General features: G+C 71.9%; 15 protein-coding genes and 1 pseudogene. 7 read left to right on the forward strand and 9 right to left on the reverse strand.

Annotation, left to right across the window (positions count from 1 at the left end):
• Positions 1-20: 20 nt before the first annotated feature.
• Entirely contained in the window at positions 21-1,289 is a 1,269-nt protein-coding gene (locus tag AC2XR2_RS04370) for an MFS transporter (RefSeq protein ID WP_491514322.1), read from the forward strand.
• Between the two features lie 132 nt (positions 1,290-1,421).
• Here AC2XR2_RS04370 and AC2XR2_RS04375 read toward each other — a convergent pair.
• From AC2XR2_RS04375 to AC2XR2_RS04385, 3 genes and pseudogenes are all read right to left on the reverse strand, one after another.
• Positions 1,422-1,997, reverse strand: a pseudogene (locus AC2XR2_RS04375) (PaaI family thioesterase); the annotation flags it as partial.
• A gap of 38 nt (positions 1,998-2,035) precedes the next feature.
• Complete coding sequence (locus AC2XR2_RS04380) at positions 2,036-3,073, reverse strand: zinc-dependent alcohol dehydrogenase (protein WP_491514323.1); 1,038 nt, start codon at positions 3,071-3,073, stop codon at positions 2,036-2,038.
• The gene (locus tag AC2XR2_RS04385) at positions 3,066-3,497 is read right to left on the reverse strand and encodes a tautomerase family protein (protein WP_491514324.1); all 432 of its coding nucleotides are present in this window, start codon (positions 3,495-3,497) and stop codon (positions 3,066-3,068) included. The genes AC2XR2_RS04380 and AC2XR2_RS04385 overlap by 8 nt, the downstream gene beginning before the upstream one ends.
• Positions 3,498-3,643: 146 nt before the next feature.
• On the opposite strand from AC2XR2_RS04385, the gene AC2XR2_RS04390 reads away from it, so the two are divergent.
• Positions 3,644-4,228, forward strand: coding sequence for a TetR/AcrR family transcriptional regulator (locus AC2XR2_RS04390; RefSeq protein WP_449352782.1), 585 nt, complete (start codon positions 3,644-3,646; stop codon positions 4,226-4,228).
• 8 nt (positions 4,229-4,236) lie between these two features.
• Here AC2XR2_RS04390 and AC2XR2_RS04395 read toward each other — a convergent pair whose 3' ends face one another.
• Both AC2XR2_RS04395 and icmF read right to left on the reverse strand, forming a co-directional pair.
• Positions 4,237-4,713 (reverse strand): tautomerase enzyme, encoded by a 477-nt coding sequence (locus AC2XR2_RS04395; protein WP_491514325.1) that lies wholly within the window; start codon positions 4,711-4,713, stop codon positions 4,237-4,239.
• Between the two features lie 81 nt (positions 4,714-4,794).
• A complete protein-coding gene (icmF, locus tag AC2XR2_RS04400; protein ID WP_491514326.1) occupies positions 4,795-8,025 on the reverse strand; it encodes a fused isobutyryl-CoA mutase/GTPase IcmF in 3,231 nt (1,076 codons plus the stop codon).
• A gap of 308 nt (positions 8,026-8,333) precedes the next feature.
• Here icmF and AC2XR2_RS04405 point away from each other — a divergent pair, with 308 nt between their 5' ends.
• The 3 genes from AC2XR2_RS04405 (at position 8,334) to AC2XR2_RS04415 (ending at position 12,981) form a co-directional block, all read left to right on the forward strand.
• On the forward strand, positions 8,334-10,505 hold the full coding sequence (locus AC2XR2_RS04405; RefSeq protein WP_449352785.1) for an MMPL family transporter: 2,172 nt from the start codon (positions 8,334-8,336) through the stop codon (positions 10,503-10,505).
• Positions 10,506-10,783: 278 nt separating this feature from the next.
• Positions 10,784-11,851 carry a glycerophosphodiester phosphodiesterase family protein gene (locus AC2XR2_RS04410; protein WP_491514327.1) on the forward strand — a complete coding sequence of 356 codons (1,068 nt, stop codon included), beginning with the start codon at positions 10,784-10,786 and terminating at the stop codon, positions 11,849-11,851.
• A 98-nt stretch (positions 11,852-11,949) separates the two neighbouring features.
• Positions 11,950-12,981, forward strand: a complete 1,032-nt coding sequence (locus tag AC2XR2_RS04415) for a LacI family DNA-binding transcriptional regulator (protein ID WP_123758985.1) — start codon at positions 11,950-11,952, stop codon at positions 12,979-12,981.
• A gap of 39 nt (positions 12,982-13,020) precedes the next feature.
• On the opposite strand, the gene AC2XR2_RS04420 is transcribed toward AC2XR2_RS04415, so the two are convergent.
• Positions 13,021-13,665: a DUF6629 family protein gene (locus AC2XR2_RS04420; protein ID WP_491514328.1), complete on the reverse strand. Its 645-nt coding sequence runs from the start codon at positions 13,663-13,665 to the stop codon at positions 13,021-13,023.
• A gap of 159 nt (positions 13,666-13,824) precedes the next feature.
• On the opposite strand from AC2XR2_RS04420, the gene AC2XR2_RS04425 reads away from it, so the two are divergent.
• A complete protein-coding gene (locus AC2XR2_RS04425) occupies positions 13,825-14,571 on the forward strand; it encodes a phosphotransferase family protein (RefSeq protein WP_381300991.1) in 747 nt (248 codons plus the stop codon).
• A 280-nt stretch (positions 14,572-14,851) separates the two neighbouring features.
• On the opposite strand, the gene AC2XR2_RS04430 is transcribed toward AC2XR2_RS04425, so the two are convergent.
• From AC2XR2_RS04430 to AC2XR2_RS04440, 3 genes are read right to left on the reverse strand one after another with little or no spacing between them, the layout of a single operon-like run.
• Positions 14,852-16,174 carry an alpha-glucoside ABC transporter substrate-binding protein gene (locus AC2XR2_RS04430; protein WP_491514329.1) on the reverse strand — a complete coding sequence of 441 codons (1,323 nt, stop codon included), beginning with the start codon at positions 16,172-16,174 and terminating at the stop codon, positions 14,852-14,854.
• Positions 16,171-17,388 carry a GlnX family signal transduction membrane protein gene (locus tag AC2XR2_RS04435; protein WP_491514330.1) on the reverse strand — a complete coding sequence of 406 codons (1,218 nt, stop codon included), beginning with the start codon at positions 17,386-17,388 and terminating at the stop codon, positions 16,171-16,173. The genes AC2XR2_RS04430 and AC2XR2_RS04435 overlap by 4 nt, the downstream gene beginning before the upstream one ends.
• Positions 17,292-19,946 (reverse strand): tetratricopeptide repeat protein, encoded by a 2,655-nt coding sequence (locus AC2XR2_RS04440; protein WP_491518406.1) that lies wholly within the window; start codon positions 19,944-19,946, stop codon positions 17,292-17,294. Before AC2XR2_RS04440 ends, AC2XR2_RS04435 begins: the two co-directional genes overlap by 97 nt.
• A gap of 280 nt (positions 19,947-20,226) precedes the next feature.
• Here AC2XR2_RS04440 and AC2XR2_RS04445 point away from each other — a divergent pair, with 280 nt between their 5' ends.
• Positions 20,227-22,434 carry a protein kinase domain-containing protein gene (locus AC2XR2_RS04445; RefSeq protein ID WP_491514331.1) on the forward strand — a complete coding sequence of 736 codons (2,208 nt, stop codon included), beginning with the start codon at positions 20,227-20,229 and terminating at the stop codon, positions 22,432-22,434.
• Positions 22,435-22,441 lie beyond the last annotated feature (7 nt).

The following is a 22,441-nucleotide window of genomic DNA, read 5'->3' on the forward strand; positions in this document are numbered from 1 at the left end:
GGAAGCCGCAGCCTCGGGTCATGGTGCATGGGAAACGGATGCTGGTCGATGTGCGGCCGCTGCGGGTGGGGGCGTTTCGGCGGCTGTGGGTGGGCGGGATCGTGACCGCGCTGGGGGCTCAACTCACCGCGGTGGTCGTGCCGTTGCAGATCTACGGCTTCTCCGGTTCGTCGGCCTGTGTGGGGCTGGCCGCTCTGGTCGGGCTCGCTCCGATGGCCGCTGCGGCGCTGTGGGGAGGGGTGCTCGCCGATCTGCGGGATCGGCGGCGGGTGCTGCTGGTGACCACGATCGGCATCGGCGGGACGTCGTTGCTGTTGTGGGCGCAGGCGTGGGCGAATCTGCGGTCGGTCGGTGTGCTGCTTGTGGTCGTGGGTGTCCAACAGGCGCTGTTCGGCGCCAACTCCACGGTCAGCAGGGCCGTCACACCCCGTCTGGTACGACCCGAGCTGCTTCCCGCCGCCAACGCCCTCCAGTCGACGGTCCTCCTGTCCGCCGGGATCGTCGGCCCCGTCCTGGCGAGCGGCCTGCTGCCCGTCGTCGGGAGCGGGACGCTGTATCTGGCGGATGCCGTCGCCGTCTGCGCGACGGTGTGGGCCGTATGGCGGCTGCCCGCCCTTCCTCCGTACGGCGACGGAGAACGGCGGCGGACAGCGGGGCTGCGCCAGATCGCCGAGGGAGTAAGGGTGGTGACATGCCGTCAGGTGCTGCTGGTGGTCTATGTCGCAGACTTCGCCGCGCTGTCCCTGGGTCTGCCCACCGCGCTCTTCCCGCAGCTCGTCGCGGAGAGCTTCCGCCCTTCGGACATCGGAGTGCTGTACGCCGCCGTCTCGGCCGGTGGTGTGCTGGCGGGGCTGTTCTCCGGGGCCTTCACCCGCGTCGGCAGGCACGGAGTCGCGGTGGCGGTGTCCGTCGGCGTGTGGGGAACGGCCGTCGCCGGGTTCGGGTTGGCCCGCTCGCTGGTCTCGGCGGTGGCGTGGCTGCTGCTCGCCGGCGGTGCGCTCCTCACGCTGGGCGTCTTCCGGAAGACCGTGCTGCAGACCGCCGTCCCGGACGGGATGCGCGGCCGGCTCCAGGGGATCGACACGGTGGTCGCCGTCGGCGGGCCACGGGTCGGCGACCTCCTGCACGGCACGGTCGGCGCCGCCCTCGGCGTCACGTGGACCGTCACGGGCGGCGGTGTCCTGACCGTCGTGGCGGCTGTCGTGCTGCTCCTGGTCTTCCCTCGGTTCCGCCGCTATCGCTTCACGGTCGACGGCAACGAGCCGAGTCTGTCGAGGAAGGTGGGGTGAAACGCCGAGCGGGGTTGACCGACTACTTTCCTCCCGCATTCCCGGGAACAGCACGCGCGCCTGCTCGGGGTCCGGCGTGACGAAGAGCGCCTCGCCCGTCGCCAGTGGTATGGCGGGGTCCGACTCCGTGGTGATCGAGCCCGTGACCTGGCTCTTGCGCTGGTCCCTGCCCATGACGCGGGCGTGGATCCGCAGGGGCGTCTCCAGCGGGACAGGACGGTGGTAGCGGATGTCCAGGGAGACCGTCAGGCCCGGGGTGCCGGCGTTCGCGCAGGCGCGGCCCATGAGTTCGTCCAGGAGCATCGCGCTCATGCCGCCGTGGCCGTAGCCGGGCGGGCCCTCGTGGGCGATGCCGAGGGTGCAGCGGCCCAGCAGCCCGTCACCGGTGGACGTGATGACCATGGGCGGGGCCAGTGGGCTGCCCGCTCCGACGACGGGGCTGTACATCCGTGCCCCCGCCGGGAACTCGTCCACCTCGGGGATCTCGGCGCGCGCCCTCCGCCGCCCGGTCAGCTCGCCGGTGAGGTGACGCACACCGTCGGCCACCCGGCCGAGGGTGTCCGGGGTGGCGTCGGTGCGGACGGTGGCCTCCACCAAGGCGCGCAGTTCCGTGCCGAGGCGGGTGATGGCGGCCTTCTGGAGTTCCAGCTCCTCGGCGATGGGCCCGGTGGCTCCGGTGGTCGGTGGTTCGGGCAGGGATGTGTGCATCGCGGCTTTCTCGGTACGGGGTGACAGCGGGGGCGGGCTCAGTCGTCGGCCCGGACGAACACCGGCTTGAGGTGCTTCTCGGGCAGCGCCGTCGGCAGGTCCTCCCAGTCGATGACGTGGGAGACGACCTTCTCCGGGGTGACCTTGCCGGAGGCGGCGAGGGCCAGCGCGTCGGGGATGTGGGCGCGGACGTTGTCGCGGGCGATGCGCAGGGTGACGCCGGTGAGGTACATGTCGAGCAGGGGCAGCTCGCCGGGCCGGAAGTGGTTGCCGGCGCTCTCGCAGATCCCCTCCGGGGCAAGGGACTTGATGGTGAGGGCGAGCTGGTCGACGCGGCCGGTGGCCTCGACGGCGATGTCGTGGCCGACCGGGGCGGGATCCAGGGACTCGGCCGTGATGGCCCCGAACTCCCGCGCGAGCTCTCGGTGTTCGGCGGCCGGGTCGACGTAGAGGACCTCGGAGGCGCCGAGGGCCCGGGCTATGTCGCACACGTACAGGCCGATGCTGCCGCGTGCCACGACCAGCACCCGGGCGCCGGGGCGGGCCTGGAGATGGGGGGCCACCAGGCGCCAGGCCAGGGACCAGTTGTCGCTGGCCGAGGCCATGGCGACGGGGTCGAGTCCGGTGGGCAGCGGGACCAGCATGGCGTCGGCGTACGGCACCCGGACCAGGTCGGAGAAGAGTCCGCCCCAACTGCCGCCGATCGGGGCGCCGTACATCGCCATGTAGGGCACGGCCTCGCAGTGCGCGGTCAGTCCGGCCCGACAGCGGCCGCAGACACCGCAGTTGATGGACCACGGCACCACGACGAGGTCTCCGGGCGCCACGGAAGTGACGGCGTCACCGGTCTCGACGACCCGGGCGACGCACTCGTGGCCGAGGGCGAACGGCGGCTCGATGCCGTGTTGCATGTGCGGCTGCCGCCGCGTGGCGTGCCCGGCGAGGATCGAGGAGTCGACGTCGCACGGGGTCGCGGCCACCGGCGCGACGATCGCCTCCCCGCCCGACCGCACCTTGGGGTCGGGGGCCTCGCGCCACTCGACGGTGCGCTTGGCCACGTAGGTCAGTTCACGCATCGTTCCTCCCCTGCTGGGCGAGGGCCACGAGGTCGGCGTAGCGGACCACGGAGCCGCCCGCGCCCCACGTGCCGTCGGGCTGTTCGTGGACGAGGACCCACACCCGCGGGGCCTCCTCCGCCGAGAGTCCGGCGGCGGCCAGGACGGTCTTCGTCGCCTCCTCGACGAGGCCCGACCTCCGGCGCTCGGAGAGGGCGCCCTGCGGGACGGTGACCTCGACCAGGAAGCGCGGGGCGTCGTCCTCGGCGGTGGTCTGGGCGCCCTCCGGCAGTTCGACGAGGTAACTCCAGGCCTGGGCACGGAAGAACGCGGTGTCGGGTGCGCCCTCCCAGCGGAGCAGTACGGCGGCGAGGTCCTTCCGGACACCGGCGCGCCCCTCCTCGGTCAGGGCACCGGCGGGGGCGGTGAGGCGGATCATCGGCACGGCGTACCTCTTTCCGTTTTGGGCGGCCGTTTCGGCGTCCGTTTCGACGGCTGACGGCAGCACAGGTCTATGACAGTCGTTATAGACGACGATCACGGTAGACTATGACGGCCGTTATAGCCAGGGAGGCCGGAAGGGATGCGTACGTGACCAAGCCCACCCCGACGCCGCGTGAGCGGATCGTCGTCGGAGCCGCCGACATGATCAGCCGGCGCGGTCTGAACGCGACGAGCATCCGTGAGATGGCCAAGCACGCCAGGGCGCCGCTCGGCTCGACGTACCACTACTTCCCGGAGGGCAAGCAGCAGCTGGCCACGGAGGCCGTCCGGTACACGGGCGAGTGGGTCGCGCGCGTCCTGCGCAGGGAGCTCCGGGCCGGACCGGTGCAGGGGCTGCGGGCGTTCCTCGCCCTGTGGCGCAAGATCGTCGTGGACAGCGACTTCCGGGCCGGCTGCCCCGTGCTCGCCGTGTCCATCGAGGAGCCCGCCACCGAGGAGGTCCCCGCCCCGGTGCGAGCCGCGGCGGAGGTCTTCGACAGCTGGGAGGGCCTGCTGGCCGACTCCCTGCGCGAGCACGGCGTCGGGCCCGAGCAGGCGGCGCAGTTGGCGACGCTCGTCGTCGCGGCCGTGGAGGGCACGGTGGCGATGTGCCGTGCCAAGCGCAGCACCCAGCCCCTGGACCACACGGCCGATCAGCTCCAGGCGCTGATCCTCGCCACGATCAAGGACTGACCGGGGCCTCAGACGCCCAGCGCGGTACGGACGGCCTCGGCCCGCTCCTGCGTGAACACCCCGCTGTCCAGCAGGGGCAGGACGGACAGCACTCCGCCGGACGATCCCCAGCTGCCCTCGTCGATGACACGGAAGGTGACCCACCAGGCGGGCGCCGGCTTCTCCAGCCCGCAGGCCGCGGCCAGCGCGGCCAGCACCCGCTCGATGACCTCGGCGCGTACGTCCGGGTGCCAGGCGGCGTCCATGACCGCCACGTCGATCGCCATCACGTCGAGCTCCGGCCCGGCGTCCGCGAGCAGCCGCCCCCCGATGACCATCATGTCCCGCTCGCGCTCCACGAAGTGCACCTGGAAGCCGACGCGCGCGGCCGGGGCGAGTTGCCCCACCTCGGGCACGAGCACCGCGTCGGTCAGCGTCCCGGCCAGCTCGCGACGCTGCTCCAGGGCCAGACGGCCCTTCGGGGTGTTCACGGTGACGATGGTCACGGCATGCTCCTATGACAGTCGTTATAGCCAGGGGCCGAACGGTACCCCGCCGCTATAACGACTGTCATATCGAGCCCGGTCTCAGACGTTGCGGCGGTACTGGCCGCCCACCTCGAAGAAGGCCTCGGTGATCTGCTGGAGGGAGCAGACGCGGGTGGCGTCCATGAGCACCGCGAACACGTTCTCGCCGCGTACCGCCGCCTCCTTGAGGGCGTCCAGGGCGGCCCGGGCCTCGTCCTGGTGGCGGGCGTGGAAGTCCCGTACGCGTTCCAGCTGGGACTGCTTCTCCTCCTCAGTGGCGCGGGCGAGTTCGACCACACCGGGCTCGGCGGTGTCGGCGTGCGGGTTGCGGAAGGTGTTGACGCCGATCAGGGGCAGGGTGCCGTCGTGCTTGCGCTGCTCGTAGAGCATCGACTCGTCCTGGATGCGGCCGCGCTGGTAGCCGGTCTCCATCGCGCCGAGCACGCCGCCGCGTTCGCTGATGCGCTCGAACTCCTGGAGGACCTGCTCCTCGACCAGGTCGGTGAGTTCGTCGATGATGAACGACCCCTGGAGGGGGTTCTCGTTCATCGCCAGGCCCCACTCCCGGTTGATGATCAGCTGGATGGCCAGGGCCCGGCGCACCGACTCCTCGGTGGGGGTGGTCACCGCCTCGTCGTAGGCGTTGGTGTGCAGGCTGTTGCAGTTGTCGTAGATGGCGATGAGCGCCTGGAGGGTGGTGCGGATGTCGTTGAAGTCCATCTCCTGGGCGTGCAGGGAGCGTCCGGAGGTCTGGACGTGGTACTTCAGCTTCTGCGAGCGCTCACCGGCGCCGTACTTCTCCTTCATCGCCACCGCCCAGATGCGGCGGGCCACCCGGCCGAGGACCGAGTACTCGGGGTCCATGCCGTTGGAGAAGAAGAACGACAGGTTCGGCGCGAAGTCGTCGACGTCCATGCCGCGGGCGAGGTAGGCCTCGACGTAGGTGAAGCCGTTGGCGAGGGTGAAGGCGAGCTGGCTGATGGGGTTCGCGCCGGCTTCGGCGATGTGGTAGCCGGAGATGGACACCGAGTAGAAGTTGCGGACCTGCTGCTGGATGAACCACTCCTGAATGTCCGCCATCATCCGCAGGCTGAACTCGGTGGAGAACAGGCAGGTGTTCTGGCCCTGGTCCTCCTTGAGGATGTCGGCCTGCACGGTGCCGCGGACGTTCGCCAGCGCGTGCGCGCGCAGTCCGGCCGCCTCCTCGGGCGAGGGCTCGCGGCCCTCCTCGGCGCGGAACCGCTCCAGCTGCTGGTCGATCGCGGTGTTCAGGAAGAACGCCAGGACGGCCGGTGCCGGGCCGTTGATCGTCATGGAGACGGAGGTCGTGGGCGCCACGAGGTCGAAGCCGTCGTAGAGCGCCTTCATGTCCTCCAGTGTGGCGACCGAGACCCCCGAGGTGCCGACCTTGCCGTAGATGTCGGGGCGTTCGTCGGGGTCGCGGCCGTACAGCGTCACCGAGTCGAACGCGGTGGACAGGCGGGTCGCCGGCTGGCCCTCGGACAGGAGCTTGAAGCGGCGGTTGGTGCGGAAGGGGTCGCCCTCACCGGCGAACATGCGCGCGGGGTCCTCGCCGTCACGCTTGAAGGGGAACACCCCGGCCGTGAACGGGAATCGGCCGGGCAGGTTCTCGTTCCGCCAGAACCGTACGAGCTCACCGTGGTCGGCGAAGCGGGGCAGGGCGACCCGGGGGATCTTGTTGCCGGAGAGGGACTCCCGGGTCAGCTTGGTGCGGATCTCCTTGTCACGGACCTTCACGATCTGCTCGTCGCCGGAGTAGGAGGCGATCACGGCGGGCCAGTTGGCGATCTGTTCCGTGATCTCGTACGGCAGCTGCCGGCGCGCCTCGGCCAGCAGGGACCGCACGTCCTCGGGATCCAGTCCGGCGTCGGCGAGCTCACCCTCGACCGTCTCCAGCCGCTGGACCCGCCTTGCCTGCTCGGCCAGTTGCAGGGTCCGGGCGTGGTAGCCGCGGACCGCGTCGGTGATCTCGGCGAGGTAGCGCACCCGGTCCGCTGGGACCACCTGGCGGATACCGGAGGAGTGGCGGACGTCCACCGGGTCCAGCGCCCCCTCGGACAGCGCCAGCCCCTTCTCCACCAGGGTGTTCTTCAGGTGCTGGTAGAGCGCGGTGACCCCGTCGTCGTTGAAGGTGGCCGCGGAGGTGCCGTAGACCGGCATGTCCTCGGGCCGCTGCCCGAACGCCTCGCGGTTGCGCACGAGTTGGCGTCCCACGTCCCGCAGGGCGTCCTTGGCACCGCGCCGCTCGAACTTGTTGATGGCCACCACGTCGGCGAAGTCGAGCATGTCGATCTTCTCCAGCTGCGAGGCGGCACCGAACTCCGGTGTCATCACGTACAGCGAGGCGTCCACGAACGGCACGATCGCGGCGTCGCCCTGGCCGATGCCGGGCGTCTCCACGATCACCAGGTCGAACCCGGCCGCCTTCACCACGTCGATGACATCGGAGAGGTGCTCGGGCAGCTCGCGGCTGCCGCGGGTGGCCAGGCTGCGGAAGAACACCCGCTCGCCGTCGAGGGAGTTCATCCGGATCCGGTCGCCGAGCAGCGCGCCGCCGCCCCGGCGCCGGGTCGGGTCCACGGCGATCACGGCGACGCGCAGGGCGTCCCGCTGGTCGACCCGGAACCGGCGCACCAGCTCGTCGGTCAGTGACGACTTGCCCGAGCCGCCGGTACCGGTGAGGCCGAGCACCGGGACGCGCCGCGCGGCCGCGGTCGCCCGCAGTTCCGCGAGGAACTCCGGGGGCAGCTTGCCGAGTTCGGCGCCGGTGATGGCCCGGGCGACCGCGAACCGGTCACCGGTCAGGACCGCGGCGAGGTCGGCGGGCTTGCCGTCCCACAGGTCGAAGTCGCAGTCCCGTACGACGGTGTTGACTATCCCGGCGAGGCCCATCCGCTGGCCGTCCTCCGGCGAGAAGATCGTCACCCCGCCCTCCCGGAGCCGGGCGATCTCGTCGGGCACGATGACCCCGCCCCCGCCGCCCACCACCCGGATGTGCTCCGCGCCCTGCTTGCGCAGCGAGGCGACGAGGTACTCGAAGTACTCGACGTGTCCGCCCTGGTAGGACGAGACCGCCACACCGTGCGCGTCCTCCTCCAGCGCCGCGTCCACGACCTCCCGCACGGACCGGTTGTGGCCGAGGTGGATGACCTCGGCGCCCTGCGACTGGAAGATCCGCCGCATGATGTTGATCGAGGCGTCGTGCCCGTCGAACAGTGCCGAGGCGGTGACCAGGCGGACAGGATGGACGGGGCGGTGCAGATCGCTCATGGCGAGGCCTTCCCAAGACACGACGAAGAGCGCGGGCTGAGAAAATACTAGGACGTCCTACTAAATTATCAGGGGTCGGGGTCCTGAAGAAGCACCCGCCGCGCCGCGGGGCCGGGATCACAGTGCCGCGGGAGAACTCGCGAGCGATCTTCGTTCGTGATCCCTACGATGAGGGCTCAATGAAATGAGCCCAAGACAACCATCCGGCCGTCCGACGGGGGGAGTGCCCTGCGGGGCGGCCGGGGTCGCCGATGCCAGGGACCGCTCCCCGGGCTGCGGTGATCTTCCTGTCCAGGAGGACGCCCCGCATGTTCCGACGTATTGGCAACGTAGTCGTCCGACATCCCGTCTGGACGATCGTGGCCTGGCTGATCGCCGCCGTGGCGATCGTAGCCACCGCCCCCAGCCTGCCCTCGAACAGTGACGAGAGCAGCTTTCTCCCCAAGAGCTACGAGTCCATCAAGGCCGCGGACATCCAGGCGAAGGCGTTCCCCGCCGCCTTCACCCCGTCCGCGATCGCGCTCTACCAGCGCACCGACGGCGGCAAACTGACCGCCGCCGACAAGAAGGACGTCGAGCGGATCACCTCCGAGCTCGGCAAGAAGAAGATCGACCAGGTGCAGAAGGTGGTCCCCGGCCAGTCGTCCGCGGACGGCAGGTACACCATGACCCTGGTCCAGATGGACAGCAAGAACGCCGGCCAGCCCGTGCAGGCCGACGCGGCCAAGGTGTTGCGCGACGACGTCAGACAACTCACCAAGGGCACGAACCTCGAGGTCAAGCTCGGCGGTTCCGCCGCGCAGGCGCTCGACCAGCAGGACTCGTCCAAGCGCGGCGAGGCGCTGATCGGCATCGGCACCTTCGTCATCATCCTGGTGACCCTGCTGATCATCTTCCGGGCGCCGATCCTGGCCTTCCTGCCCCTGATCACCATCGGGTTGGTGTCCGCCATCGCCAACGGGCTGATCGCGTACGCCACCAAGCTGTTCGACCTCCAGGCCAACAGCTCGATCTCGTCGATCCTGATCGTCGTGCTGTTCGGTGTGGGCACCGACTACTTCCTGTTCCTGATGTTCCGCTACCGCGAACGCCTGCGCCTCGGCGACGAACCGAAGCAGGCCATGGTCAACGCGGTCGACCGGGTCGGCGAGGCCATCGCCTCCGCCGCCGGCGCGGTCATCATCGCCTTCCTCGCGCTGGTCCTGTCCACGCTGGGCTTCCTCAAGCAGATGGGCCCGGCGCTCGCGATCGCGGTCACCGTCACCCTGATCGCGGGCCTGACGCTGATCCCGGCCGTCGTCTCGCTGATCGGCCCGAAGGTCTTCTGGCCGTCCAAGTCCTGGCAGCACGAGCCGGAGAACGCCCGGTTCGCCGCACTCGGCCGAGGCGTGCAGAAGCGTCCGGCGCTCACCACCGCGCTCTCCGGGCTCGTCCTGGTCGTGCTGTCGCTCGGGACCCTCGGCTTCAACGCCACCTTCGACCTGGCATCGGGCTCCATGCCCAAGACCAAGGAGTCGATGGTCGTCCAGGACGAGATGCAGAAGGCGTACTCGGCGGGCGCCGCGGCACCCACCGACGTCTACCTCTCCAGCACCGACGGCAAGGCGATCGACACGACGGTCTTCGACGCGTACGTGAAGAAGCTCGGTGCCGTGGACGGGGTGGCGAACGCGCGGCTGGCCCAGCTGAACAAGGACGGCACCACGATCGACTTCCAGGTCACGCTCAAGTACGAGGCGTCCACGGACAAGGCGATCGAGACGGTGGGCCGGGTCCGTGACGTCGCGCACGCCGACGCGCCGCCCCACACGGAGGCGCTGGTCGGCGGCATGTCCTCGATCTACAAGGACATCGACTCCGCGGTCACCCACGACTACAAGACGGTCTTCCCCGTGGCCGCCCTGCTGATCATGCTCATCCTGGGACTGCTGCTGCGCAGCGTGGTCGCCCCCTGGTACCTGATCGCGTCGGTGGGTCTGGGCTTCGGTGCCACGCTCGGTGCCACGGTCTGGATCTTCCAGGGCGCGGTCGGTCACTCGGGCCTGATGTTCATGCTCCCGGTGATCATGTATCTCTTCGTGGTCGCCATCGGCACCGACTACAACATCCTGATGATCGCCCGACTGCGGGAGGAGGCCCGCGAGGGCCGCGAGCCGCGTGAGGCGGCGGGCATGGCGCTGCGGCACGCCGGTCCCACCGTGGCCGCGGCCGGGTTCATCCTGGCGGCGACCTTCGCCACGATGATGCTGGCCGGAAACTCCCTCCTCAGCGAGATGGGCTTCGCGGTGTCCTTCGGCATCGCCATCGCCGCGTTCGTCATGGCGATGTTCTTCACCCCGAGCCTCACGGCCCTGATCGGCCACGCGGCCTGGTGGCCGGGACACGCGGACCGGGCGAAGGAGCCGCCGACCTCCCCCGCACCGGTCTCGGGCGGCGAGCGGGACACGTTCGCGCAGGATCCGGCGGGGCGCCGCAGCTGACGACGCCCGGACCGACGACGGCCGCCGGACCGTATGGTCCGGCGGCCGCCGTACGACTCGGGGGCGGCCGTACGACTCCGTGGCGGCCGTACGTCTCAACACGGCCGGCTGACACGGCACTGGTCGCCCAGGGAAGGTCGTCGGCCGAAGGGCCTGGCCTAGCGGTCCGAACACCGCGTTCCTCGGCCATTCATCGCGGGATCACGTCCGAGGGGTTGAACGGGTGCGTGTCCTCGCTAGCGTCTGTGGACGTCCCGTCCCACACGAGTGAGGTGTCGATGTCCGCACGACATGTCCTCGCCGGCCTGGCGCTGGCGCCGGTGCTCGCGTTCTCGGTGGCGGCGCCCGCGACGGCGTACGACGGCCGCCAACTGCCCGCGCCGAAGCCGTACTTCGATCTCCAGGCCCACCGCGGCGGTCTCGGCATGACGACCGAGGAGTCCCTGGAGGGCTTCGGCAAGGCGCTGCGGCTCGGGGTGTCCACGCTGGAGCTGGACACCCATGTCACCAAGGACCGCAAGGTCGTCGTCAACCACGACCGGCAGATCAGCGGGGTCAAGTGCCGTGACACGGGGCCGGTGACGCCGGGCGACCCGATGTATCCGTATGTCGGCAAGTACATCAAGGATCTGACGCTCGCTCAGATCAGGACACTGGACTGCGGATACCAGCAACTGCCCGGGTTCCCCGAGCAGGAGGTCGTCAAGGGCTTCCGGATGGTCCAGCTGAAGGACGTCCTGAACCTGGTCAAGAGGTACCGCGCCCACCAGGTCACACTGAACATCGAGACGAAGGTCGAGGCGGGCGCTCCCGAACAGACCGCACCGCGTGGGCTGTTCGTGCGGCGCGTGTACGAGGAGATCCACCGTTCCGGCATCGAGCACCAGGTCACCATCCAGTCCTTCGACTGGGGCGCGCTGAAGGCGATGCACGCGCTCGCCCCGACCTGGCCCCTGGTCGCGCTCACCAACTACGACTTCCTCCAGGTCGGCCGCCCCGGCGCGTCCCCCTGGCTCGGCGGGATCGACGCCGACGACTACGGCGGCGACTTCGTGCGGGCCGCCGCGACCGTCCCCGGCGTCAGGGCCCTCTCCCCCAACTACGGGTTCCCGCAGAACGGCAAGGTCGGCGACCCCGGCTTCCGCTTCTACGCCGACCGCACGATGGTCCGGGAGGCCCACGCCCGCGGCCTGAAGGTCATCCCGTGGACCTGCGACGACCCGGCCACCGTGGAGGCGCTCATGGACATGGGCGTCGACGGCGTCATCACCGACTATCCGCATCGCGTACGGCAGATCATGGCCGACCGCGGGATGCGGCTGCCCCGGCCGTACCGGCCTCACTGACGGAGGAGCGCGGTACCGACGCGTCGACGCGTCCGGCCGCGTGAACCCGTCACCCTGTGCGCTTGACGTCCACCAGGGTCAGCAGCCACACTCCAGACATGAATGTGACCGGTCACACCCGCAGTCCGGCAAGCATCCGTGATGTCGCCGCGGCCGCCGGGGTCTCCTACCAGACGGTCTCCCGGGTGATCAACGGTCACCCGAGCGTCAAGCAGTCCACCCGCGAACGCGTCCTCGCCGCCATCGACGAGCTGGGCTTCCGGCGCAACGCCACCGCGCTCGCCCTGGCCAGGGGACGCAGCAGGGCCGTGACCGTGCTCACCGCCAACACCACGCACTACGGCTACGCCTCGATCCTCCAGGGCGTCGAGGAGTCCGCCCGCGCCGCAGCCTACTCGGTGGGCGTGGGCGTCCTCGAGTCGGCCGACCAGGCCGCCGTCACCGCCGAGGTCCAGCGCGCCGCCGACGCGGGCGGCGGGCTCGTGGTGATCGCCTACGATCCGGCGGGCGTCCGGGCCCTGGAGGCGGTCCCGGCCGGGGTTCCGGTCGTCGGCATCGTCGAGACCCCGGCGAGCCCGCCCACGGACAACCGGCCGTGGGTGTGGACCGACGACCGCGAGGCCGCGTACGAGGCGACCCGGCATCTGCTGTCCCTGGGCCACGAGACCGTGCACTACGTCGCCATCCCCTCCAGCACCCGCCGCACCGGCGCCCGCACCAGCGGCTGGCGACAGGCCCTGAAGGAGGCCGGCGCCGCGCAACCCCGTCCCGTGCAGGGCAGTTGGGGTCCGGCGGGCGGCCACGCGGCGGGCCTCAAACTCGCGAAGGACCCGTCGGTCACCGCGATCCTGTGCGGCAACGACGACCTGGCCCTCGGTGTGCTGCGCGCGCTGCACGAGGCGGGCCGTTCGGTGCCGGGCGAGGTCAGCGTGGCCGGGTTCGACGACGCCCCGCACTCCGCCTATCTGACGCCGTCCCTGACGACCGTACGCCTGGACTTCACCGGTCTGGGCCGGGCCGCGTTCGCCCTGCTGCACGGCGTCCTGGAGGAGTCCGCGCCGATCGCTCCGCATCCCGTGTCCGTACCGGAGTTGGTGGTCCGGGAGAGCTCGGGGCGGCCTTCGGCCTGACTCCCTTGTCACGCCAAGCCCCGTGCGGGCACGTGCCGGTCAGTGCCGGACGTCCCACGCCGGCAGGGGACGCGGTGCCGGGCGCCGGCCCACCCAGCCGTACAGCACCACCGAGCAGACCGCCGCGAGCGCGCACCAGGTCGACACGAACTCCAGCCGCCACAGCAGCCAGCACACCAGGGCGCCCGCCGCTGCCAGGACGCCGAGCAGGGTGAGCCGGGGGTCGCCGGAGAGCAGCAGGGCGCCGACCGTGGCCACCAGGTAGGCGGCGACGAGCAGTTGGGCCTGGGGCAGTCCGATGACGTAGGCCATGGTGTGGCCGCGGATCTCGGCCCGGACCGGGCGGGTCGCGAGACCGTACGCGAGGAACCCGGCCGTCACCGTCCCCACCAGCACGGTCGCGGTCACCCTGCGTCTCGCTCGGCGCGCGGAGGCGCACCACACCCCGAGGGGCACCCACAGCGCGAGGACGGGAAGGGCGATGACGGCCCAGGCGAGGGTGGCGGCGCCGGTTCCGCCACCGGTGTGCCAGACCCGGGCCTCGACCAATTGGTGGGCGCCGAGCAGCAGGGGCAGCGCGGCCAGCGGAAGGTCCCGGGCCCGTCGGGTCCGGGCCACGCAGGCCACGCCGACGGAGGTGATGGCCGCACCCGCCACGAGGTCGGCTGTCGCACTCCAGCACATGACACCACCATGTCAGCCGCGGCCGGGCCCGGGAAATCCGGCACGGCGAGGGGAGGACGAGGAGGAGGGCGGGGTGGCCCGGGGGTGTGGGGTGCAGGGCGTCGTCGCACGCGACAAATGCGGCGACGGCGGCGAACATCGCCGGGATACTGGTCGCCCATGGATGAGGTCGCAGTCGTCGTCGCCCATTCCGAGCGTGCGACGCTGCGCGTCGGCGACGTCTTCCTGAAGGTGGACGCCGATCGGACGCGCCTGGAGCGCGAGGCCGAGGCGATGTCCCTCGCGCCGGTCCCGACTCCGGAGGTTCTGTGGTGCAAGCCGCCGGTGCTCGCGGTCGCCGCGCTCCCGGGGACGACGCTCGGGCGCCTGGGTGGGCCGTCGACCGGGTCGCCGGGGGCCTGGGCTGCGGCGGGCGCCACCATCCGGAAGCTGCACGACGCTCCGCTGCCGTCCCGGCCGGGTCGGGCCGGCCGGGACGTCGTCGCGCTGGCGGCGGAACTCGACGCCGAGTGCGCGGCGCTCGTGACGCACGGCGTCCTGCCCGCCGACCTGGTCACCCGCAACCGGCAGGTCGCCGAGGCCGCGCTCCGGCCGTGGACTCCGGCGTTCACCCACGGCGACCTGCAGATCGAGCACGTCTTCGTCGACGGCGACGAGGTCACGGGCATCATCGACTGGTCCGAGGCGGGCCGGGGTGACGCCCTGTACGACCTCGCCACGTTCACCCTCGGACACGAGGAGCACCTCGACGACGTCCTCGCCGGCTACGGCAGGGACATCGACCTCGACGTGATCCACGCGTGGTGGTCGTTGCGGAGCCTGCTGATCGTCCGCTGGCTGAGCGAGCACGGCTTCGACCCGTTCGCACCGGGCTGCGAGGTCGATGTGCTGACGTCCCGGATGTGAGGTCGCGCGGACCGGAGTGCCCCGGATGCGTCCCGGCGCGGCACCCTGCCGGATGCGAGTGTGCCGGGCACCCTGCCCAACCCGCACCGATGCCTCGCGTGCCTCGGCTCGGCGAACGACGCAGGGATGCCGCGGAGTTGGCCTCACCGGCCTCGACACCCCGCCGCGGCACCCACCCGGCAGCCGGCGGCCTCGGCCCGTATGCCCCCTGGGGCCCGCGCCTCGACAGAGCTGCTCTCACGTCCTCCTCCCTCTGCGGAACCCTCACCCTGCGGCCCCCTCACCCCCCAGGGGGCGCACCCTGAGTCCCCCCGCTCTCCGGGTCGTCCACCCCCTGCGGCTCGCAGATCGCGCTGGGCGGGCGGAAGGAGCGGTCTGTGCCCGAGTCGGTGTTCGTGTGGATGCGGATGGTCTCCAACTGGTCGAGCAGCGAGTCGAGTTGGCGTTCCGTCGGGTCGCGGAAGAACTCCAGGACCGCTCGGTGGAAGGCGTCGCGGAGTTCGGGTGCCATGACGTCGGACGCGTCGAAGCAGAGGGTGCGGGCGCGGGACGTCAGCAGGGACTCGATCTCGCGCTCGACCGGCGTCGCGGACCCCGGCAGCGACAGCCCCGCGGTGTCCGGGAAGAGCGGCCGTACCGCCGGACCCGCCTCGGCGCGCCAGAGCTCCCGCCCGGCCCGGCTCGACAGCCGCGCCACGAGTTCCTGGGCGTCCGGGTCGTCGCTGAAGACGGCCGCCATGTCACCCGCGACCTCGAAGGCGTCCCGGTACGCGGACTTCCCGCCCAGATAGCGGGCGGACGGTTCCACCTTCACGTCCTCGCCCGCGTAGACGTACCGGATGAAGGCGCTCTGGTGCTCGTGCGTGCAGCCGAAGCGGGGCGAGTCGAGCAGTCCGCGGGGCTGTCCGTCGGCCGTGGAGGCGCCCTCGAACGACGTGGTCAGGGACCGTTGGACCGCGTCCGGGGAGCGTTTGCCGAGCAGACGTGCCCAGGTGGTCCAGGCGTTCCTGACGGCCGGGTCGCGCCAGTCGAGCAGGCCCGTGGCCCACTGGACGTAGAGCGTGGGGCCCGCCTGGTGGAGCACGAGGTCCTCGATCCAGTCGGTGCCCGGCCAGCCGGAGGTGGCCTGCGAGGCGAGGCCGACACACCACGTGGGCCGGTCGCCCGGCGCGCCCCGCTTGCTCCACACCAGGCTCTTGAGATCGACCTTCAACGGCACCCAGTAGGTGCGCTGCTTGTTGTCCACGATCAGGGTCGGCGCCCAGGGCGCGAACGCACGCTCGGAGCTCTCGTCGACGAGGGGCCTCAGTTTGTCGCGGCGGGCGTACTCGGTGAGTTCGCCGATGCTGTTGAGGACCGCCACGTCCGGCGGATCGTCGGCCTCCAGCTGTGAGACGAGCGTCTCGCGCAGTGAACGGGTGCCCTCATAGGTGTACGTCCGTCCCGTCCCGTCGTCCAGCTTGTCCAGGGTGGCTTCGAAGGCCTCGCCCTCCTCGCCGGTCCAGGGGCCGAGGACGACGAGCGGGTCGCGGGTGTCGGCCCCGCAGCCGGGGACGAGGGCGAGCAGACAGACCGCGAGGAGGGCGCGCAGGAAGCGGCTCATGCGACGGCTCCCGGTCGGGTGACGACGAGGTACTCACGGCGGTAGCTGTGCAGGGCGCCCGCGATGACGGCCGCGGCTAGCAGGCCCGCGGGGAACACGAACGGGGCGATGCCGTCGAGGGCGGCCAGCCGTCCGTCCGCGAGGCCTTCGTCGATCCGGGCCCGGAGCGTTTCGATGGCCCTCGGGTTCGGCCCCGCGAAGGGACGTTCCTCGGCGATCATCTCGATCGTCGGCGAGGTCCGCTCGGCCAGGACGTCCGCGCCGAGCACGGTCTCGTGCTGGGCGTGCAGGGCGAGCAGGGCGTCGGCGGTCAGGAACGGGACGGTGAGCAGGGGCAGGGCGGCGGCCGCGAGGGGGATGCTCAGCCGGATCCGGAAGCGGCGCCGCAGGAAGGCCACCGTGCGCCACAGTCCGGCGGCGAGGAGACCGAGGGCGAGCGCGGCCACGACCACCGCGGTGATGCCGCCCGCACCCCAGGCGGCCCGGTCGGCGAGGCGTTCGCGCAGTCGCCCCTCCAGGCCGGTCACCCGGTCCACGATCGAGGTCGCGGCGGAGCCGGTCGCGGCCGGGCACTCGGGGTAGGGGTTGCCGCGGGTCGCGACGGTGGCCTGGGAACAGAGCATGCTGCGCGCGTAGGAGAGTTCGGCGTCGCGCAGCACCGGGTCGCCGGCATGTCCCTGGGCCCGGCCGATCCGGCTGGTGTAGTCGACGACCAGCGCGGACACGACCCGCAGTTCCTGTTCCTCGGCGACGGTGAGGGCGCCGCTGCGGGTGACCTGGTTCAGGCTCTGGGTCGCCCGGGCGATCCGGGTCCGGTACCGGTCGCTCAGCCCGCTGAGCTCGGCCGCCCGTCCCTCGTCGAGGTTGCGCTCGGCCTCGCCCTGTGCGATGAGCAGCGAGGCCCGGGCGTCCGCGAGGTCGACCAGGGCGGGCGCGGCACGGTCCCGGAGGTAGGCGGAGTCGCCCCGTGCGCCCGCGTAGGCCCAGCCGAGCGCCCCGAAGGCCACCACGGCGAGCAACGGCAGGGCGACGAGCCGGTCCCGCAGGTATCCGCGGTTGGGCCGGCCGGTGGTGGAGGGCCAGGCGTAGCGGCGGACCCGGCGGGCGAGTTCGGCGGTTACGGCGGCTCCGGCGCGTGCGAGGCGGAGGGTGTCCTGCGCGAGGACGCGTGGGCGGCCGTCCGGAGCCAGTCGGCGATTCTCTTGCCGAGCCATGGGCTGTCCCTGTGGTGTCGGAAGGCGAACGGGCGGATCTCGTAGGCGCGGTCCAGGAGGATCTCGGCCACGGCGGCGTCCTCGGGGGCGGCGGAGCGGGCGGCCTGGTGGGCGAGGGTGACGTAACGGCGGGAGAGGTCCTCGCGCAGCCCGTGTTCGTCGGCCGGGAGGCCGAGCCGGGGGTCGGCGTCGGCGGACAGGGCCGCGAGGCCCGCCGCGTCGAGGGCACCGCGGGCGAGGGCGCCCTGTACGGCCTCCCAGACCTCGACGGTCATCCGGACCCTGGCCGCCTCGTCGGTCAGTCCGTGCGCGTGGAAGAGCAGGGCAAGCCGGTCCAGCACCTCCCGCAGCCGCCGCGGCACGTCGTCGTCACGCTCGGCCCGGCGCACGTACTCGACGCCGATCCGCACGGCCGCGGTCCGCGCGGCGGTCCGGTGCCGCGAGTGCTGCGGTACGGCGTCCAGTTCGCGTACGGCCGCCTCGCGCGCCCTTTCGCCGTCCCGCGCGAGGCGGGCGCGCGCGGCGCCGAACGCGGCGCTGCCGAGGGACGGGTTGCGCAGCCGTACGGCCTCGTAGAAGGTCAGGGCCTCGTGCCGGTGGCCCAGGCGTTCCGCGCAGTGGCCGAGGGCGAGCTTGGGGGCGTACTCGCCGGGGATCGCCGCGTACACCCGGTCGAAGTGGCCCCAGGCCGCGGTGACTTGGTCGCGGGCGAGGGCGAGGAGGCCGTGGTGCCAGTCCAGCCGCCAGTCGTAGGGGGCGCGTCGGGGGCCGATCCGTGCCTCGGCCGCCCGTAACTCCCGTTCGGCGGCGTCCGGTCCGTCGGACGGGTTCCGCAACCGCAGTCGGCAGCGCAGGAGATGGACTTCCGTGGAGTCCGGCCAGTCCCCTATGTGCTGGAGCAGGGCCTCGGGGGCGGCGTCGGCGAGCCGGCTCAGTTCGGCGTGGTGCTCGTCGTGCGGGTCGGGGCGCGGGACGGGCAACCGCTGGGCGACCTCGGCGGGTGACGGCGGGGCGAGGGGGGACGGGGCGTCGGGGGCGGCCCAGTGGGCGAGCGGCGGGGCGGAACCGAGGGCGCCGTCGAGGGCGTAGGGCGACTGGAGGAAGAGCGGGGACGGCTCGAAGGTCTCGGTGCCGGTCCGCAGGGATCTCAACTCACGGAACACGCCCCGTAATTGCTCGTCCATCTCCCGAGCGTCGGCGAACCGCCCGGCGGGGACGCGCAGGGTCGCGCGACGCAGCACCCGGGCGAGCGAGAGCAGACCGAGTCCGCGGGGGACGGGGGCGGTGGCGTCGGCGACGGACCAGGTGTCCTTGGAGCCCGCCGGGACGCGGGAAGCGGGGGCTCCTCGGAGATCCGGCGCGCCTTCGTGACCTGGCACCCCTCCGACACCCGGCACCCCTTGGAGATCCGGCTCCCCCTCGACACCTGGCGCCCCTCCAACACCCCGCACCCCTTGGAGATCCGGCTCGCCTCCGACACCTGGCGCCCCTTCGTGACGTGGCGCCCCTCCGACACCGGGCGCCCTTTGGAGATCCGGCTTACCTTCGACACCCCGCACCCCTTGGAGACCCGGCGCCCCTCCGACACCCGGCGCGTCCTCAACCCCCGGCGCGTCCTCGGCACCCAGCGCCTTCCCGACACCGGGCTTCACCCTCGACTCGGGCCCCGCCCCCGGCTCACGCTCCGGCGTTGGCCCCGCCCCCAGCTTCGGCTCCCGCCCCGACCCCCGCTCGCCGTCTCGCTCCCCCGCCCCCCGAAGCTCCCCCAGCGTCCGCAGATCTCCCAACCGCGCCAGGTCCTCCGCCGACCGGCCCAGCCCGCACAGGCGCCGTAGGGTCTCCCCCAGGCTGAACAGGTCGTCCTGCCCCTTGGATTCGCCGTTCGGGCCCACGGTCGGGGAGCGGAAGCCGTCCGTCGTCATTCCCGGCGCCCCGACGGGACGTACGCTTCCCACGTCGATGATCTTCGTGGTGGTGCCGTCGTGCATGACGTTGTCGGGCTTCAGATCGCCGTAGACCTTGCCCGGCCGGTCGGCGTGCAGATACGCGAGGGCGGAGAGGATCCGCACCCCGTAGGCGAGCACGAACTCGTGGAAACGCCGGTCGCCGAACTCCCCCGGGTTCAGCCGGGCCCGCGCCCGCACCTCCTCCAGCGTGAGCCCGTCCACGTACTGCAGGACGAGGAAGTCGCCGAGTTCGGGATGGTGGCCGTAGTTGAAGACGCGGATGATGTCGTCGTGGCCGAGGTCGACCAGGGCCCGCCGCTCCCGGGCCAGCGCGCCCGCCGCGGCGCCCGCCCGCTCGGGGCGCAGCATCTTGATGGCGACCTCGCGGTCGTCGACCTTGGTGTCGAGCGCGAGGTAGACCTCGCCCATGCCGCCGTAGCCGAGGGGCCGGATCAGCCGGTACTGACCGGCGAGCAACCGCCCCGGGGGCAGGGGCAGTTCCCCGGTGTCGCCGTTCGGGCCCCAGCCGCGGCCGAGCAGGGCGATCGAGGGCAGTACGGTCGGATCGGGGTTCTCGGCGGGCAGTTCCACCTGCGCGGTCCTCAGGTACATCGGCTGCCCGGCGACGACGAGCGGACCGAACGACCCCTCGGATTCCGGAACTTCACCGAACGCACTCCCGCCCCCAGCCCCCTTCATGCCTCCTCAGAATAGGGCCCCGTGCCGGGATTGACCCCTTGGGTTCCTTCGCGAACCGTGAGGCTCCCGGTTCGACGCGGGGCAAGGCCGGGATCGGCGTCCCGCGCGGATCGGCGCCCCTCTAGAGTGAGGGGTCCCTGTCAGAAGGGTCCGGACCGCAGCCGTCCAGGCCAGGAGCGGTGAGGGAGACACGGTGACCCTGCGCGAGCACGATCCGGAGTCCGTCGGCGGCTACCGGATCGAATCGCGGATCGGGACCGGCGGCATGGGTGTCGTCTATCTCGGCCGATCGGCGTCGGGACGGGCCGTCGCCGTCAAGGTCGTCCACACCCGCTACGCCGACAACCCGGAGTTCCGGGCCAGGTTCCGGCAGGAGATCGCCGCCGCCCGGCGGGTCAGCGGCGCCTTCACGGCACCGGTCGTGGACGCCGACCCGGAGGCGGCACGGCCGTGGATGGCCACGGCGTTCGTCCCCGGCCGGACGCTCGCCGACCGGGTCGACGAGGTGGGACCGCTGGAGTGGCCCGCGCTGCGCCGCCTCGGCACCGAACTCGCCGAGGCGCTCCGGGAGATCCACCGCGCGGAGGTCGTGCACCGGGATCTCAAGCCGAGCAATGTGCTGCTGCTGGAGGGCGAGGGCGACGACGGGGCGGTCCGGGTCATCGACTTCGGCATCTCCCGCGCGGCCGACAGCGATGTGCGCACCCAGACCGGCATGGTGATGGGATCGCCGCCCTTCATGGCCCCGGAGCAGTTCAGCCGACCGCACGAGGTCGGCCCCGCCGTGGACGTCTTCTCGCTGGGCGCGGTCCTCGTGTACGCGGCCACCGGGCACAGCCCCTTCGAGGCGGAGAACGCCTACCTGGCCGCGTACAACACCGTGCACGGCGAGCCCCGCCTGGGTGAACTGCCCGGCGGACTGCGCCCGTTGATCGCCCGGTGTCTCGCGAAGGAGCCCGCGGACCGGCCCACGTCGGGTGAGGTGCTGGAGGCACTGGCAGCGCTGCCCGAGGAGCTGACCGACGGAACACCGGCCGAAGAACCCACCCCGGCCCCGGAGATCCCGCCGACGGAGACGGTGACCTCGCCGCTCGGTGGCACCGAGGCCGTCCGGCCCGGGCCTCTCAGGCGCCGCCTGCTTCTCCGAGACAGCACGGACCGCGGGCATCGCGGACGAAGGCTGTGGGCCGCCGTCGCCGTGGTGGCCCTCCTCGGCGGGACCGGCGCGGCCGCGGTCGCCGTGGTGACCGACGACCCGGTGAGCACGGTCGACGACGCCGTGCCGGCCGCCCCGCGGACATCCTCCGCCGGCCCGGCCCCGGCGGGCTGGCGGCCCTGGCACAACGCGCTGGGCTCGGACGGGAAGGACCAGCCGATGGGTCTCGGTCCCTCGTGCACCCCCGACGCGCTCGGCGTCTTCTGCGCCTCCGAGCAGGTCGCGCTGATGCGGCTGGACCCTGCCTCGGGAAACACCGACTGGACGAAGCCCATGAGCCGCAAGCAGGTCGACGGCTTCACGCTGCGGCAGCCCGTGGTCCGGGACGGCACGGTGTTCGTCTACGGCGCGGACCGCTCGCAGGGCGTCGACGCGTACGACGCGAGAACGGGCGAGCTCCTGTGGCAACTGAAGGGCCCACTGGGCGACTTCGAGTACCTGGGCGGGTCCCTGCTCGTCCGCCTCGACCCGCTGGACTCCTCCGGCTCCGCGCGCTATGCGGCGTACGAGCCGCGCACGGGCAAGGAGTTGTGGCGGCGCGAGCTGAGCACCTCCTCGCCGAGCCCCCTCTACGAGGGCCCCGAAGGCACCCTCTACGCGGACCTGCGCGGCGGCTCCGGCGGTATCGCCCGGGTCGACGCGCGGACCGGCCGGACACTGAGCAGCGTGACGGCCCCGAAGGGCGACCTCTGGCTCGCCACGATCCATGACAGCACGGCCTACTACGCCCGCTGGCAGGACGACTCGGGCGTCTCCGCCGACTTCTTCGTCCAGGACCTGGGCAGCGGCAGGACCCGCCGGATCGACTTCCCCTGGAGCGTCGAGCCGGAGGCGCCACCGCTGGTGCACGGCGACACGCTGTACATCTTCGACTACGGCAACGAGACGCTGCTCGCCCTCGACGTCAAGCGCGGCAAGCCCCTGTGGTCCAGCTCGCGCGACCTGCGCGTCTTCAGCGAACCGTCCTACCACGACGGCCGGTTGTACGTGACGATGCCGGACACCAGCATCCTGGCGCTGGACCCGCGGACGGGGAAGGAGATCGGCCGCACCTCCCCGTCCTTCGACACGGCGGGCCGCTCCTTCGAGGAGTTGTCCCCGAGCTCGGTGCCACCGCTGCTGGTGGGCGATGTGCTGTACGGGGTCACCGGCCCGGGCGTCTTCTCGGTGCCGGACGTCACCTGAGCGGAGG

This window comes from Streptomyces sp. LS-MS-L19, from assembly GCF_058382285.1.